Origin of the sequence: Pseudomonas sp. NBB (assembly GCF_032701105.1) — a bacterium.
In the GTDB taxonomy this organism is placed as follows: Bacteria; Pseudomonadota; Gammaproteobacteria; order Pseudomonadales; family Pseudomonadaceae; genus Aquipseudomonas; species Aquipseudomonas asiatica.
Map to the genome: position 1 here is coordinate 4,724,262 of NZ_CP103994.1, position 14,721 is coordinate 4,738,982.

14 protein-coding genes are annotated in these 14,721 nt (G+C 61.8%); 10 read left to right on the forward strand and 4 right to left on the reverse strand.

Annotated elements, in window-relative coordinates:
* Positions 1–71: 71 nt before the first annotated feature.
* Both pyrC and rnt read left to right on the forward strand, forming a co-directional pair.
* On the forward strand, positions 72–1,118 hold the full coding sequence (pyrC, locus tag NY023_RS21910; protein ID WP_013973958.1) for a dihydroorotase: 1,047 nt from the start codon (positions 72–74) through the stop codon (positions 1,116–1,118).
* A gap of 59 nt (positions 1,119–1,177) precedes the next feature.
* Entirely contained in the window at positions 1,178–1,789 is a 612-nt protein-coding gene (gene rnt, locus NY023_RS21915; protein ID WP_230388460.1) for a ribonuclease T, read from the forward strand.
* 159 nt (positions 1,790–1,948) lie between these two features.
* On the opposite strand, the gene NY023_RS21920 is transcribed toward rnt, so the two are convergent.
* Positions 1,949–2,551, reverse strand: a complete 603-nt coding sequence (locus tag NY023_RS21920) for a peroxiredoxin (RefSeq protein ID WP_003254945.1) — start codon at positions 2,549–2,551, stop codon at positions 1,949–1,951.
* 224 nt (positions 2,552–2,775) lie between these two features.
* On the opposite strand from NY023_RS21920, the gene NY023_RS21925 reads away from it, so the two are divergent.
* The gene (locus tag NY023_RS21925; protein WP_003254947.1) at positions 2,776–2,994 is read left to right on the forward strand and encodes a bacterioferritin-associated ferredoxin; all 219 of its coding nucleotides are present in this window, start codon (positions 2,776–2,778) and stop codon (positions 2,992–2,994) included.
* 201 nt (positions 2,995–3,195) lie between these two features.
* The gene (bfr, locus tag NY023_RS21930) at positions 3,196–3,669 is read left to right on the forward strand and encodes a bacterioferritin (protein WP_003258014.1); all 474 of its coding nucleotides are present in this window, start codon (positions 3,196–3,198) and stop codon (positions 3,667–3,669) included.
* Positions 3,670–3,726: 57 nt separating this feature from the next.
* On the opposite strand, the gene grxD is transcribed toward bfr, so the two are convergent.
* Both grxD and NY023_RS21940 read right to left on the reverse strand, forming a co-directional pair.
* Positions 3,727–4,062 carry a Grx4 family monothiol glutaredoxin gene (gene grxD / locus NY023_RS21935; RefSeq protein WP_003254949.1) on the reverse strand — a complete coding sequence of 112 codons (336 nt, stop codon included), beginning with the start codon at positions 4,060–4,062 and terminating at the stop codon, positions 3,727–3,729.
* Positions 4,063–4,153: 91 nt separating this feature from the next.
* Positions 4,154–6,262, reverse strand: coding sequence for a molybdopterin oxidoreductase family protein (locus NY023_RS21940; RefSeq protein WP_044047286.1), 2,109 nt, complete (start codon positions 6,260–6,262; stop codon positions 4,154–4,156).
* 397 nt (positions 6,263–6,659) lie between these two features.
* Between NY023_RS21940 and argF the strand changes: the two genes are divergently transcribed.
* Both argF and NY023_RS21950 read left to right on the forward strand, forming a co-directional pair.
* Positions 6,660–7,580 carry an ornithine carbamoyltransferase gene (gene argF / locus NY023_RS21945; RefSeq protein WP_013973960.1) on the forward strand — a complete coding sequence of 307 codons (921 nt, stop codon included), beginning with the start codon at positions 6,660–6,662 and terminating at the stop codon, positions 7,578–7,580.
* Positions 7,577–8,686, forward strand: coding sequence for an ABC transporter ATP-binding protein (locus tag NY023_RS21950; RefSeq protein WP_013973961.1), 1,110 nt, complete (start codon positions 7,577–7,579; stop codon positions 8,684–8,686). The genes argF and NY023_RS21950 overlap by 4 nt, the downstream gene beginning before the upstream one ends.
* A gap of 38 nt (positions 8,687–8,724) precedes the next feature.
* On the opposite strand, the gene ybaK is transcribed toward NY023_RS21950, so the two are convergent.
* The gene (gene ybaK, locus NY023_RS21955; RefSeq protein WP_013973962.1) at positions 8,725–9,195 is read right to left on the reverse strand and encodes a Cys-tRNA(Pro) deacylase; all 471 of its coding nucleotides are present in this window, start codon (positions 9,193–9,195) and stop codon (positions 8,725–8,727) included.
* Positions 9,196–9,496: 301 nt separating this feature from the next.
* Between ybaK and NY023_RS21960 the strand changes: the two genes are divergently transcribed.
* The 4 genes from NY023_RS21960 to glpD all read left to right on the forward strand — a co-directional run bounded on the left by NY023_RS21960 (position 9,497) and on the right by glpD (position 14,716).
* On the forward strand, positions 9,497–10,348 hold the full coding sequence (locus NY023_RS21960) for an MIP/aquaporin family protein (protein ID WP_013973963.1): 852 nt from the start codon (positions 9,497–9,499) through the stop codon (positions 10,346–10,348).
* Positions 10,349–10,399: 51 nt separating this feature from the next.
* On the forward strand, positions 10,400–11,899 hold the full coding sequence (gene glpK / locus NY023_RS21965) for a glycerol kinase GlpK (protein ID WP_013973964.1): 1,500 nt from the start codon (positions 10,400–10,402) through the stop codon (positions 11,897–11,899).
* Between the two features lie 276 nt (positions 11,900–12,175).
* Positions 12,176–12,931: a DNA-binding transcriptional repressor GlpR gene (gene glpR / locus NY023_RS21970; RefSeq protein ID WP_013973965.1), complete on the forward strand. Its 756-nt coding sequence runs from the start codon at positions 12,176–12,178 to the stop codon at positions 12,929–12,931.
* A gap of 252 nt (positions 12,932–13,183) precedes the next feature.
* Positions 13,184–14,716 carry a glycerol-3-phosphate dehydrogenase gene (gene glpD, locus NY023_RS21975; RefSeq protein WP_044047146.1) on the forward strand — a complete coding sequence of 511 codons (1,533 nt, stop codon included), beginning with the start codon at positions 13,184–13,186 and terminating at the stop codon, positions 14,714–14,716.
* Positions 14,717–14,721 lie beyond the last annotated feature (5 nt).

Here is a 14,721-nt window from a genome sequence, read left to right on the forward strand (position 1 = left end):
TTGATAGCCGTGCTCCACCCAGGGTTTTCCGGTAGCATTGGGGCTTGAGTTCGACCCGCCTGGAATCCCCAATGTCCGATCGCCTGACCCTCCTGCGTCCCGACGACTGGCACATCCATCTGCGCGATGGTGCCGTCCTGCCCCACACCGTTGGCGATGTGGCGCGTACTTTCGCCCGTGCCATCATCATGCCCAACCTGGTTCCGCCGGTACGCAATGCCGTAGAGGCCGGCGCCTACCGTGAGCGCATCCTGGCCGCCCGCCCGGCTGGCAGCAGCTTCGAGCCGCTGATGGTGTTGTACCTCACCGACCGCACCAGCCCCGAGGACATCCGCGCGGCCAAGGCCAGCGGTTTCGTGTATGCCGCCAAGCTGTACCCTGCTGGCGCCACCACCAATTCCGACTCGGGCGTGACCAGCATCGACAACATCTTCCCGGCCATCGAGGCGCTGGCGGAAGTTGGCATGCCGCTACTGGTGCATGGCGAAGTGACCCGTAGCGAGATCGACGTGTTCGACCGCGAGAAGCGCTTCATCGACGAGCATATGCGCCGTGTGGTCGAGCGCTTCCCGACACTGAAGGTGGTGTTCGAGCACATCACCACCAGCGATGCCGCGCAGTTCGTCACCGAGGCCCCGGCCAACGTCGGCGCGACCATCACCGCGCAGCACCTGCTGTACAACCGCAACCACATGCTGGTTGGCGGCATTCGCCCGCACTTCTACTGCCTGCCGATCCTCAAGCGCAACACCCATCAGGTGGCGTTGCTGGATGCGGCCACCAGCGGCAACCCGAAGTTCTTCCTGGGTACCGACTCGGCCCCACACGCCCGACACGCCAAGGAAGCCGCCTGCGGTTGCGCCGGTTGCTACACCGCCTACGCAGCCATCGAGATGTACGCCGAAGCGTTCGAGCAGCGTAACGCGCTGGACAAGCTGGAAGGCTTTGCCAGCCTGCACGGCCCGGCGTTCTACGGCCTGCCGGCAAACACCGACACCATTACCCTGGTCCGCGAAGAATGGACCGCCCCGGATAGCCTGCCGTTTGGCGAGCAGACCGTGGTCCCGCTGCGCGCCGGCGAAAAACTGCGCTGGCGCCTGCTGGAGGAAAACGCGTGAGCGAAGACCTCTACGAAGACGACCTCGACACCCAAGGCAGCAGCGGTTCGCGCCACCCGATGGCCGAGCGTTTCCGCGGCTATCTGCCGGTAGTGGTAGACGTTGAAACCGGCGGCTTCAACAGCGCTACCGATGCCCTGCTGGAAATTGCCGCAGTCACCATCGGCATGGACGAAAAGGGCTTCCTGTTCCCCGAGCACACCTACTTCCACCGCGTGGAGCCATTCGAGGGCGCCAACATCGAGGCGGCCGCGCTGGAATTCACCGGGATCAAGCTGGACCACCCGCTGCGTATGGCAGTCAGCGAAGAAAGTGCGCTGACCGACATATTCCGTGGCGTACGCAAGGCGCTCAAGGCCAATGGTTGCAAGCGGGCGATCCTGGTCGGCCACAACAGCAGCTTTGACCTGGGCTTCCTCAATGCGGCGGTGACGCGCAATGACCTGAAGCGCAACCCGTTCCACCCGTTCTCCAGCTTCGACACCGCTACCCTGGCGGGCCTGGCTTATGGCCAGACCGTACTGGCGCGGGCCTGCCAGAGCGCCGACATCGACTTCGACGGGCGTGAGGCGCACTCGGCGCGCTATGACACCGAGAAGACGGCCGAGCTGTTCTGCGGCATCGTCAACCGCTGGAAAGAGATGGGCGGCTGGCGCGATTTCAACGATTGATCTGCAAAAGCGTTCGCGGGCATGCCCGCTCCCACAGGTACTGCAGTGGCCTCAGCCATTGTGCGACTCATGTGGGAGCGGGCAAGCCTGCGAAGAGGCCGGCACAGGACGGCACAAAAAAACCGGCCACAAGGGCCGGTTTTTTCATGCACGCGGCAATTACAGCTTGCCAGCGTTCTCGCTCAGGTAGGCAGCAACGCCTTCCGGCGAAGCGTTCATGCCTTTGTCGCCTTTTTTCCAGTTGGCAGGGCAGACTTCGCCGTGCTCTTCGTGGAACTGCAGGGCGTCGACCAGGCGCAGCAGCTCGTCCATGTTGCGGCCCAGTGGCAGGTCGTTGACGATCTGCGAACGAACAACACCGTTGGTGTCGATCAGGAAGGCGCCACGGAAGGCTACGCCGCCTTCGGACTCGACGTCGTAGGCTTTGCAGATTTCGTGGGTCATGTCGGCAGCCAGGGTGTACTTGACCTGGCCGATACCGCCGTTGTTGACCGGGGTGTTACGCCAGGCGTTGTGGGTGAAGTGCGAGTCGATCGACACGCCAATCACTTCCACGTTGCGCGCCTGGAAGTCAGGGATGCGGTTGTCCAGGGCGATCAGCTCGGACGGGCAGACGAAGGTGAAGTCCAGCGGGTAGAAGAACACCAGGCCGTACTTGCCCTTGATGGCCGAAGCCAGGTTGAAGCTGTCGACGATCTCGCCGTTGCCCAGCACGGCCGGAACGGTGAAATCGGGGGCTTTCTTACCAACGAGTACGCTCATTGTAATCTCCTGATGAGGGTGAAAAACCGTTTGCCGGGCCAGACGGGCTTGCCCGACATCCAACAAAGGCCGTCCATCATACACGGCTTCTGGTGACAGGCCGACTCCAACGACGAAGCAACCGCCGGTCGCTCAAGCACGGCCCTTTCAGAAACTCCTTTGACAAGCATTCTCATTAACATTAAGCTCCACTCCATCGAGCCCACCAACGATGGTCAGCCTTTATGTATGTGTGTCTTTGTGTCGGCGTTACCGACGGACAGATCCGCGATGCGATCTATGAAGGATGCTGCAGCTACAAGGAAGTGCGAGCCGCCACCAACGTCGCCAGCCAGTGCGGCAAATGTGCCTGCGTGGCCAAGCAGGTGGTCCGCGAGACCCTGACCGAACTCCAGGTCAGCCAGGCAGCCCTGCCCTACCCCGTGGAATTTACCGCAGCCTGAAAACGAAGAATTCGAAGAACCGGACCTTGCGTCCGGTTTTTTTATGCTCGCAATTCAATAAGTTAGCGCTCCAACGCGGTTCACAAACATTCTTATTTCCATTAATTTTCACTTATTATTCAAGAACTTAGGTTTGACACACCTAAGTATCGGGCTCAAACTTCACTGTATTGGCACACTTCTACAGGGCAGGAACCCGACATGAAAGGCGACGTAAGCGTCATCCAGCATCTCAACAAGATCCTCGGAAACGAGCTGGTCGCGATCAACCAGTACTTCCTGCACGCACGCATGTACGAAGATTGGGGCCTGAACAAACTCGGCAAGCACGAGTACAAGGAATCCATCGACGAGATGAAGCACGCTGACAAACTGATCAAGCGTATTCTCTTCCTCGAAGGCATCCCCAACGTCCAGGACCTGGGCAAGCTGCTGATTGGCGAGCACACCAAAGAGATGCTCGAATGCGACCTGAAGATCGAACAGAAAGGCCTGGTCGACCTGAAAGCGGCCATCGCCCATTGCGAAACCGCTGGCGACTTTGGCTCGCGTGACATGCTCGAAGATATCCTCGAGTCCGAGGAAGAACACATCGACTGGCTGGAAACCCAGCTGGGGCTGATCGACAAGATTGGTATCGAGAACTACCTGCAGTCGCAGATGGGCGAAGAATAAATATTCGCTCCATGAAAAAACCCGCGATCAGCGGGTTTTTTCATGCTTGCCGGAAAATCAGGCCTCGGAAGCCTTGGCCTTGGCAGCCGCTTCCTTGATCAGGGTCTGCAGCTCACCCTTCTCGAACATTTCCAGCATGATGTCGCTGCCGCCGACCAGTTCACCGGCTACCCACAGCTGCGGGAAGGTCGGCCAGTTGGCGTATTTTGGCAGGTTCGCACGGATTTCCGGGTTCTGCAGGATGTCGACGTAGGCGAACTTCTCGCCACAACCCATCACGGCCTGCGATGCACGCGCAGAGAAGCCACACTGCGGGGCATTCGGCGAGCCTTTCATGTAAAGCAGAATGGTGTTGTTGGCAATCTGCTCTTTGATCGTTTCGATGATATCCATGTAGCACCTCGGCTGAACTTTCCGACGCGGTCGTCGGCACGGTGACGCATTGTAACGGAAAGCCGAGCAGCATGCTCGGCCTTACCATTCCTTACGCGGCCTCTACCTGCACGGGTACGCCATTGAGGGCGGCGTTGCCGGAAACCTGGTCACGCAGACGCTCATCGGTGAGGTCGTTGGCACTCACCCCAGGTTGCGCCTTGGCGATCTTCATGTGCACGCCTTGACGAGAGTGACCGAAGCCATGGGGCAGGCTGACTACACCAGGCATCATGTCCTCGCAGGCCTGAACCTCGACTTCAAGATCCCCGGTACGCGAGCGGATACGAACTCGCTGGCCGTCCTGCAACTGACGATGCTGCAGGTCCTGCGAATGCATCAACAACTGATGGCGCGGTTTGCCTTTCACCAGTCGATGAAAGTTGTGCATCCATGAATTGTTGCTGCGAACATGGCGACGGCCGATCAGCAGCAGTTCGCCCGGCGCCGGAGGGGCCTGTTGCGCCAGTCGCCCCAAGTCATCCAGCAGCACCTGGGGCGCCGCTTCAACGGCCTTGCTGGCAGTCGTCAGGCGCGCAGCGAGGTTGGCGCGCAATGGCCCCAGGTCGAGGCCATGCGGGTGCTCGTCCAGCGCTGCCAGCGACAGCTGCCAGGGTGTCGCGTCACCATAACGCCCCTTGCGCAGGGCCAGGTCGATCATCTGCGCCGGTGCCAAGGTCGGCTTCAATTCCAGCTCGGCGCGTTTGGCGAACGCTTGTGCCAGTCCGACAAAAATTTCCCAGTCATGCAATGCCCCTTCGGGCTTGGCCAGGATCGCCCGGTTGAAGCGGGTCACGTTGCGCACGGCCAGCAAGTTGAATGTGCTGTCGTAATGGTCGTTTTCCAGCGCCGAGGTAGAGGGCAGGATCAGGTCGGCATGGCGGGTGGTTTCGTTGATGTACAGGTCAATGCTGAGCATGAACTCCAGCCCGTCCAGCGCCACATCCAGCTGGCGGCCATTGGGCGTTGAGAGCACGGGGTTGCCAGCCACCGTCACCAGCGCACGCACCTGCCCTTCGCCGGGCGTCAGCATTTCCTCGGCCAAGGCCGCCACGGGCAGTTCGCCGCCGTACTCGGGCAAGCCCGACACCCGGCTCTGCCAGGCGTTGAAATGGCCACCCGAGGTGGTCGCCACCAGGTCGACGGCAGGCTCGGTGCACAACGCGCCGCCTTCACGGTCAAGGTTGCCGGTCACCAGGTTGATCAGTTGCACCAGCCAGTGGCAAAGGGTGCCGTAGGCTTGGGTCGAAACCCCCATGCGGCCGTAGCACACCGCCCTGTCGGCCGCGGCAAAGTCCCTTGCCAGCTGGCGAATGTCTGTCGCGGCAATGCCACAGTGCGCGCTCATGGCCTCCGCGCTGAACGGCGCGATCGCTTCGCGCACCTGCTGCAGGCCGACGACCGGCAAGTGTGAGCCGCGCGCCAGGCCTTCAGCGAACAGGGTATTGAGCAAGCCACACAACAAGGCCGCATCCCCTCCAGGGCGAATGAACAGGTGACTGTCGGCCATCGCCGCCGTTTCGCTGCGCCGCGGGTCCACCACCACCAGGCGCCCACCCCGGGCCTGCAGGGCTTTCAGGCGTTTTTCCACGTCCGGCACGGTCATGATGCTGCCGTTGGAGGCCAGCGGGTTGCCGCCGAGGATCAGCATGAAACCGGTCTGGTCGATGTCCGGGATCGGCAGCAGCAGGCCATGGCCGTACATCAGGTGGCTGACCAGGTGCTGCGGCAACTGGTCCACCGAGGTGGCAGAGAAGCGGTTGCGGGTTTTCAGCAGGCCCAGGAAGTAGTTGCTGTGGGTCATCAGGCCGTAGTTGTGCACGCTCGGGTTGCCTTGGTACACCGCCACGGCATTGCGCCCATGGACCTGCTGGATCGCCCACAGCCTGTCGGCGGCCAGGGCAAAGGCCTCGTCCCAGCCGATGGCCTCCCAGTGCTCGCCCACCCGCTTGTGCGGTTGGCGCAGGCGGTCGGGGTCGTTCTGAATGTCCTGCAGGGCCACGGCCTTGGGGCAGACATGGCCGCGGCTGAATGGGTCCTGGGGGTCACCCTTGATCGAACTGATCTGAGCCTGCCCGTCGTCGTCATGGCTGACTTCAATGTTCAGCCCACAGATCGCTTCGCACAGGTGACAGGCACGGTGATGCAGGGTCTTGGTCATGGCCGCCTCTGCCTTGTTGTTGTGGAGGATGTGTAGAGGGTTGTCGAACATCGACTATGCGCCCAGCCCCCGCCACCGGCCAGCGCCCTTCGCGGCGTGAATCCACCGACATCAGGCACACGATTTGCGACAGCCATTTGCCAAATTGCCGGCAAGCCGTGTACAACCCTCTGTAGCAAATAAAAAACAGCACTGCCCGTCGGGAAAAGACACCCTTTGCAACACCCTTTGGTACTGGGCAGCTGTTTCCCCTCTTGGCTTCAGGCGACATTTACTTATAGTATTGCGCCTTTCCCTATTTCGTCCGCCCCCGTGCGGCTTACGCCGCAGGTCACTCCCGTTGTCAAAAAAAACCATACGGTCGACCTGCATACCGTTGCAGATAAGGTAGTCAATCATGAGCGCTAGGCACTTTCTCTCCCTGCTGGACTTCACCACCGACGAATTGCTCGGTGTGATCCGCCGCGGCATCGAGCTGAAGGACCTGCGCAAGCGAGGCGTGCTGTTCGAGCCCCTGAAGAACCGCGTACTGGGCATGATCTTCGAAAAATCCTCGACCCGTACCCGCGTGTCGTTCGAGGCCGGCATGATCCAGCTCGGCGGCCAGGCCATCTTCCTGTCCCCGCGCGATACCCAGCTGGGCCGTGGCGAGCCGATCGGCGATAGCGCCATCGTGCTGTCGAGCATGCTCGACGTGGTGATGATCCGTACCCACGCCCACAGCACCCTGACCGAATTCGCCGCCAACTCGCGTGTGCCGGTGATCAACGCGCTGTCCGACGAGTCCCACCCGTGCCAGCTGCTGGCCGACATGCAGACCTTCCTCGAACATCGCGGCTCGATCCAGGGCAAGACCGTCGCCTGGATCGGCGATGGCTTCAACATGTGCAACTCGTACATCGAGGCAGCCAGGCAGTTCGACTTCCAGCTGCGCATTGCCTGCCCGGAAGGCTACGAGCCGGACCCACGCTTCATGGCCATTGGTGGCGACCACGTGCAGATCGTGCGTGACCCGAAGGAAGCCGTGCGCGGCGCCCATCTGGTAACCACGGATGTCTGGACTTCCATGGGCCAGGAGGAGGAAACTGCACGGCGCCTGGCGCATTTCGCGCCTTACCAGGTCACCCGCGAACTGCTCGACCTGGCGGCACCCGACGCCCTGTTCATGCACTGCCTGCCAGCCCACCGTGGTGAGGAAATCAGCCATGACCTGCTCGACGACCCACGTTCGGTCGCCTGGGACCAGGCTGAAAACCGCCTGCATGCACAGAAGGCCCTTCTCGAATTCCTTGTAGAACCGGCTTACCACCACGCATGAGTCAACCCCTACTGCTCAACCTGCGCAACCTCGCCTGCGGCTATGGCGACCAGCGCATCGTTCAGAACCTCAATCTGCACCTGAACGCAGGCGACATCGGTTGCCTGCTGGGTTCATCCGGTTGCGGCAAGACCACCACCCTGCGCGCCATCGCCGGTTTCGAACCCGTGCACGATGGCGAGATCCAGTTGGCTGGCGAAGTCATTTCCCGGGCCGGTTTCACACTGGCCCCGGAAAAACGCCGCATCGGCATGGTGTTCCAGGATTACGCGCTGTTCCCGCACCTGACCGTGGCGCAGAACGTTGCCTTCGGCATCGCCAAGCACCCCCGCCAGGCCGAGGTCATCGAAGAGATGCTCGAGCTGGTCAAGCTGGGCGGTCTGGGCGGGCGCTACCCGCATGAACTGTCCGGCGGCCAGCAGCAACGGGTCGCCCTGGCCCGTGCACTGGCACCGGAGCCGCAACTGCTGCTGCTCGACGAGCCATTTTCCAACCTCGACGTAGAGCTGCGCCGGCGCCTGAGCCATGAGGTTCGCGACATTCTCAAGAGTCGCGGCACCAGTGCCGTTCTGGTGACCCATGACCAGGAAGAAGCCTTTGCCGTCAGCGACCAGGTTGGCGTGTTCAAGGAAGGCCGCCTGGAGCAGTGGGACACGCCCTACAACCTTTACCACGAGCCGCAGACGCCGTTCGTGGCCAGCTTCATTGGCCAGGGGTATTTCATCCGTGGGCAGATGATCAGCCACGAGGCAGTCAATACCGAACTGGGTGAATTACGCGGCAACCGTGCCTACATCATGGCGCCGGGCAGCTCGGTGGATGTGCTGCTGCGCCCTGACGATATCGTCCACGCACCGGGCAGTGCGCTGCAGGCGAACATCGTCGGCAAGAGCTTCCTTGGGGCATCGACCCTGTACCGCCTGCAATTGCCGACCGGCAGCCAGCTCGAGGCGATCTTCCCTAGCCATGACGACCGTCAGGTCGGTGAGGATGTGGGGATTGCGGTCAAGGCCGATCACCTGGTGCTGTTCCCGGTGCCGGGCAGCGTGGCGGCGCAGTTGCCGCGGCAGGACAACGGCGTTCGCCGGTACAGCTCGGCGACCTGATTCGAAATATTGGGGCCGCTCTGCGGCCCCCAAGATTCTCAGCCTCTACCGATCCCGGCGAACTTGCCCTGGGTGTGCTCAGCCAGCACCACCGCCGCCAACTCCACCTCCAGCCCACGCCGCCCGGCGCTGACATGGATGGTTGCAAAGTTCTGCGCCGAGTCATCGATGAAGGTGCGCAGGCGCTTCTTCTGCCCCAGCGGGCTGATCCCGCCCACCAGGTACCCCGTGGCTCGCTGCGCCGACGCTGGGTCGGCCATCTCGCACTTTTTCACTCCGGCAGCCTGGGCCAGGGCTTTGAGGTCGAGCGTACCCACCACAGGCACCACTGCTACCAGCAACTCACCTTTCTCGCTGCTCGCCAGCAAGGTCTTGAATACCTGCTGCGGGTCGAGACCGAGTTTCTCCGCCGCTTCCAGGCCATATGACGCCGATTTGGGGTCATGTTCGTAACTGTGCACACGATGCTCGGCACGGTGTTTCTTCAACAGGTCTAGGGCGGGGGTCATGCGGGGGCTCCGGTCGGGACAGCTCGGCGGCTACTTTAGGACAATTCCCACACCGCAGCCAGCGCACCGCAATTGCGCGGCTCTAGTACGCGGATCCGCATCTGAAATCAGCATCCAGATCGTGACCGACCGTTCACTTTCGACCTTTGACATCAGCGTTTCTTGTCTATATTTTTTCGTTTCTGAATAAATGGTGCACTTTTAAGGTGCATTTCCAACATCTGCCCGGGTCAACGGGGATAGACTCCGGGCTTTGCTGTCGAGCGCCACGCGCCTCACAACAAAAAAAACGAGGTCATACATGACGACTGCTCTACGCCAACCCACGCTTTCCAGCCAATGCCTGGCCGAGTTCCTGGGCACTGCACTGCTCATCTTTTTCGGTACCGGCTGCGTCGCCGCGCTCAAGGTCGCGGGCGCAAGCTTCGGCCTTTGGGAAATCAGTATCATCTGGGGCGTGGGCGTCAGCATGGCGATCTACCTCACCGCCGGTATTTCCGGCGCGCACCTGAACCCCGCGGCGAGCATCGCCCTCACCCTGTTCGCCGGCTTCGACAAGCGCAAGCTGCCCTTCTACATGCTGGCCCAGGTATGCGGCGCGTTCTGTGGCGCAGCGTTGGTCTACACCCTGTACAGCAACCTGTTCTTCGATTTCGAACAGGCCCACGCCATGTTGCGCGGTAGCGAAGCCAGCCTGGAACTGGCCTCGGTCTTCTCCACCTATCCGCACCCATCGCTGTCCACCGGCCAGGCGTTTCTGGTCGAGGTGATCATCACCGCCATCCTGATGGCCGTGATCATGGCCCTGACCGACGACAACAACGGCCTGCCGCGCGGTGCCATGGCCCCGCTGCTGATCGGCCTGCTGATCGCGGTTATCGGCAGCGCCATGGGCCCGTTGACCGGCTTTGCCATGAACCCGGCCCGCGATTTCGGGCCAAAACTCATGACCTTCCTGGCCGGTTGGGGCGAAATCGCCTTCACTGGCGGTCGGGACATGCCTTATTTCCTGGTTCCGGTGTTCGCACCGATCCTTGGCGCCTGCCTGGGTGCCGCGACCTATCGCGGCCTGATCGCACGCAACCTGCCAATGGCAGCCGCCGTGAACCCTGAGACAAATGACAATCGCCAGGGCGATACTCAAGTCAACTGACGCCGGCATCACGCCCAGCCCTGACCCCCTATTTTCGCAAGGCCTACGACCATGACAGACACCCAGGATAAGAACTACATCATCGCCCTGGACCAGGGCACCACCAGTTCGCGGGCCATTATTTTCGACCGCGACGCCAATGTGGTGGGGACCTCCCAGCGCGAGTTCGCCCAGCACTACCCGCAGGCGGGCTGGGTCGAGCACGACCCGATGGAAATCTTTGCCACGCAGAGCGCGACCATGGTCGAGGCCTTGGCCCAGGCGGGCATCAGCCACGCCCAGGTCGCCGCACTGGGTATCACCAACCAACGTGAAACCACCGTGGTGTGGGACAAGGAAACCGGCCGCCCGGTGTACAACGCCATCGTCTGGCAGTGCCGCCGCAGCACTGAGATCTGCGCCCAGCTCAAGCGCGACGGCCATGAAGGCTACATCCGCGAAACCACCGGCCTGGTCACCGACCCATACTTCTCCGGCACCAAACTGAAGTGGATCCTCGACAATGTCGAGGGTGCCCGCGAACGCGCCGAGCGCGGCGAGCTGCTGTTCGGCACCATCGATACCTGGCTGATCTGGAAGTTCTCCGGCGGCAAGGTGCATGTCACTGATTACACCAACGCCTCGCGCACGCTGATGTTCAACATCCACAGCCTGCAGTGGGACGACAAGCTCCTGGAAATCCTCGGCATCCCACGGCAGATGCTGCCCGAGGTACGCCCTTCCTCCGAGGTCTACGGCCATACCAAGAGCGGTATCGCCATTGCCGGTATCGCCGGTGATCAGCAATCGGCACTGTTCGGCCAGATGTGCGTTGAACCGGGCCAGGCCAAGAACACCTATGGCACCGGCTGCTTCCTGCTGATGAACACCGGTGACCAGGCGGTGAAGTCGTCCCATGGCCTGCTAACCACCATCGCCTGCGGCCCGCGTGGTGAAGTGGCCTATGCGCTGGAGGGCGCAGTGTTCAATGGTGGTTCCACCGTGCAGTGGCTGCGTGACGAACTGAAGATCGTCAACGACGCACTGGATACCGAATACTTCGCCAGCAAGGTCAAGGACAGCAACGGCGTATACCTGGTGCCTGCCTTCACCGGCCTGGGTGCCCCGTACTGGGACCCGTATGCCCGTGGCGCACTGTTCGGCCTGACCCGTGGCGTGAAGGTGGACCACATCATCCGCGCCGCGCTGGAATCCATCGCCTACCAGACTCGCGACGTGCTCGACGCCATGCAGCAGGATTGCGGCCAGCGCCTGTCCGAGCTGCGCGTGGACGGCGGTGCGGTTGCCAACAACTTCCTCATGCAGTTCCAGGCCGACATCCTCGGCACCTGCGTAGAGCGGCCGAAGATGCGCGAAACCACGGCGCTGGGGGCGGCCTACCTGGCAGGGCTGGCCTGTGGCTTCTGGAGCGGCCTGGACGAACTGCGCGACAAGGCGATCATCGAGCGCGAGTTCAGCCCGCAGCTGGATGAAACGCAGAAAGAGAAGCTGTACGCAGGCTGGAAGAAGGCAGTCGATCGTACCCGTGACTGGGAAGATCACGAGGCCTGATCCTACCTGACAGGCGCTACACCACGTGTAGGAGCGGCCTTGTGTCGCGAAAGGGCCGCAAAGCGGCCCCAGGATTTTCGTGTCATTGCAAATGTTGCTGGGGCCGCTTCGCGGCCCTTTCGCGACACAAGGCCGCTCCTACAAAAAAGCGCCAGCGCAGGCCACAGAATCGATGCAGGGCATTTGTCCCCGCGGCCGCCCCGATAGTCTACTGGTCGTAGTCCGCGTCCTACGGCATCATTGCAGCATTTGTCCGGCAGCCCCAAAGGACCGCCCATGAATCTGCCCCCTCGCCAACAACAAATCCTCGAACTGGTGCGCGAACGCGGTTACGTCAGTATCGAAGAAATGGCGCAGCTGTTCGTCGTCACACCGCAAACCATCCGCCGTGATATCAACCAGCTGGCCGAGCTCAATCTGCTACGTCGCTACCACGGGGGCGCGGCCTACGACTCGAGCATCGAGAACACCGCCTACGCCATGCGCGCCGATCAGATGCGCGACGAAAAGCAACGCATCGCCGAAGCCGTGGCCCGGCAGATTCCCGACCATGCCTCGCTGTTCATCAACATCGGCACCACCACCGAATCCATCGCCCGGGCGCTGCTCAACCACAACCACCTGAAAGTCATCACCAACAACCTGCACGTGGCCGCGATCCTAGCCGCCAAGGACGATTTCGAAGTGCTGGTGGCTGGTGGTACGGTGCGCCGTGATGGCGGCGTCGTCGGCCAGGCCAGTGTCGACTTCATCAACCAGTTCAAGGTCGACTTCGCCCTGGTGGGCATCAGCGGCATCGACGAAGATGGCAGCCTGCTCGATTTCGATTACCAGGAAGTGCGGGTATCCCAGGCAATCATCGCCAATGCCCGGCAAGTGATCCTTGCCGCCGACTCCAGCAAGTTCGGACGCAACGCCATGGTGCGCATGGGCTCGATCAGCCTGGTCGACTGCCTGGTGACCGACCAGGCGCCAACCGCCGCCCTCACCCAGCTGCTGAACCAGTACAAGATCCGGCTTGAGGTGGTTTGAGGGCTGACAGGCGCATGCCGCAAGGTTTGTCGCGCCTGTGAGATCGAGCGTCGCCCACGCCGCGCTTGATCTCACAGGTGCGATACCTTTCAAACCGATCATCCAAAACTTTCGTAAATGTTCATTTCATTGTCATCTGATCAGTTTTTTCTATAAAGACTGACTGGCGACCAGCTTTCTGTTGCGCTAGTATTTTCGAAAACGAACATAAATGTTCATATTCGATGTAAACAGCACCAGGAGGCCTTGCCCGTGTCCCAGCCCGTTTCGTCCCAGCCCCCAGTCGCCGACTGCTATGACCTCGCCGTAATCGGCGGCGGCATCAATGGCGTGGGCATCGCTGCCGACGCCGCCGGGCGTGGCCTCAAGGTATTCCTCTGCGAAAAGGACGACCTGGCCCAGCACACCTCGTCGGCCAGCAGCAAACTGATCCACGGCGGCCTGCGCTACCTGGAGCACTACGAGTTCCGCCTGGTGCGTGAAGCACTGGCCGAGCGCGAAGTGCTGCTGGCCAAAGCCCCGCACATCGTCAAGCCGATGCGCTTCGTGCTGCCGCACCGCCCGCACTTGCGCCCTGCCTGGATGATTCGCGCCGGCCTGTTCCTCTACGATCACCTGGGCAAGCGCAAGCGCCTGGGTGCTTCGCGCAGCCTGCGCTTCGGCCCGGGATACCCGCTCAAGCCTGCAATCAGCCGTGGTTTCGAATACGCCGACTGCGCGGTGGACGATGCCCGCCTGGTAGTGCTGAATGCGATGGCCGCACGGGAAAAAGGTGCCCATATCCATACCCGCACCCGCTGCCTGCGCGCGGAGCGTGTGGATGGCCTGTGGCAAGTGGAGTTGCAGCACGCTGACGGCCGCCTGCAGACCATTCGCGCCCGTGCCCTGGTCAATGCCGCCGGGCCGTGGGTGGCCAGCTTCATCAAGGACGACCTCAAGCTCGATGCCCCCTACGGCATCCGCCTGATCCAGGGCAGCCACATCATCGTGCCGCGCATGTACGAAGGCGAACATGCCTACATCCTGCAGAACGAGGACCAGCGTATCGTCTTCTGCATCCCGTACCTGGAGCGTTTCACGCTGATCGGCACCACCGATCGCGAATACAGCGGCGACCCAGCCAAAGTCGCGATCACCGAGCAGGAAACCGATTATCTGCTCAAAGTGGTCAACGCCCATTTCAACCATCAGATCAGCCGCAGCGACATCGTGCACACCTATTCCGGCGTGCGCCCACTGTGCAACGACGAATCGGACAATCCGTCCGCGGTCACTCGCGACTACACCCTGGCGCTGTCCGCCAGTGAAGGGCAAGCGCCGTTGCTGTCGGTATTCGGTGGCAAGCTGACCACCTACCGCAAACTGGCCGAATCGGCGATGGCCGAGCTCAAGCCGCACTTCCCACAGATGCGCGGCACTTGGACCGCTGGCGCGCCGCTACCTGGTGGTGAGCAAATGACCACGGTGCAGGCTCTGGTAGATGCGGTGCTGGCGCGCTGTGGCTGGTTGCCGGTCGATATCGCCAAGCGCTGGGTGCTGACCTATGGCAGCCGTGTATGGCAGTTGCTGGAGGGCGTGCAAGGGCCGGAAGACCTGGGCCAGGCAATTGGTGGTGGGTTGTTCGCTCGAGAGGTCGACTACCTCGCCAGCAACGAATGGGCCTGCAGCGCTGAAGACATTCTCTGGCGCCGCACCAAGCTGGGCCTGTTCACCAGCGCGGGCGAACAACAAGTGCTTGCAGACTACCTGCAACGAGAGCAGCAGGCGCGCACCCAGGCAGCGTGACTCCC

What these genes read in the sequence shown, in the direction of transcription:
- argF (WP_013973960.1), top strand. Translation starts at nt 6,660, where the DNA reads ATGAGCGCTAGGCACTTTCTCTCCCTGCTGGACTTCACCACCGACGAA.
- glpK (WP_013973964.1), top strand. Translation starts at nt 10,400, where the DNA reads ATGACAGACACCCAGGATAAGAACTACATCATCGCCCTGGACCAGGGC.
- NY023_RS21920 (WP_003254945.1), bottom strand. Translation starts at nt 2,551, where the DNA reads ATGAGCGTACTCGTTGGTAAGAAAGCCCCCGATTTCACCGTTCCGGCC.
- NY023_RS21960 (WP_013973963.1), top strand. Translation starts at nt 9,497, where the DNA reads ATGACGACTGCTCTACGCCAACCCACGCTTTCCAGCCAATGCCTGGCC.
- NY023_RS21925 (WP_003254947.1), top strand. Translation starts at nt 2,776, where the DNA reads ATGTATGTGTGTCTTTGTGTCGGCGTTACCGACGGACAGATCCGCGAT.
- ybaK (WP_013973962.1), bottom strand. Translation starts at nt 9,195, where the DNA reads ATGACCCCCGCCCTAGACCTGTTGAAGAAACACCGTGCCGAGCATCGT.
- pyrC (WP_013973958.1), top strand. Translation starts at nt 72, where the DNA reads ATGTCCGATCGCCTGACCCTCCTGCGTCCCGACGACTGGCACATCCAT.
- rnt (WP_230388460.1), top strand. Translation starts at nt 1,178, where the DNA reads ATGGCCGAGCGTTTCCGCGGCTATCTGCCGGTAGTGGTAGACGTTGAA.
- bfr (WP_003258014.1), top strand. Translation starts at nt 3,196, where the DNA reads ATGAAAGGCGACGTAAGCGTCATCCAGCATCTCAACAAGATCCTCGGA.
- NY023_RS21950 (WP_013973961.1), top strand. Translation starts at nt 7,577, where the DNA reads ATGAGTCAACCCCTACTGCTCAACCTGCGCAACCTCGCCTGCGGCTAT.
- NY023_RS21940 (WP_044047286.1), bottom strand. Translation starts at nt 6,262, where the DNA reads ATGACCAAGACCCTGCATCACCGTGCCTGTCACCTGTGCGAAGCGATC.
- glpR (WP_013973965.1), top strand. Translation starts at nt 12,176, where the DNA reads ATGAATCTGCCCCCTCGCCAACAACAAATCCTCGAACTGGTGCGCGAA.
- grxD (WP_003254949.1), bottom strand. Translation starts at nt 4,062, where the DNA reads ATGGATATCATCGAAACGATCAAAGAGCAGATTGCCAACAACACCATT.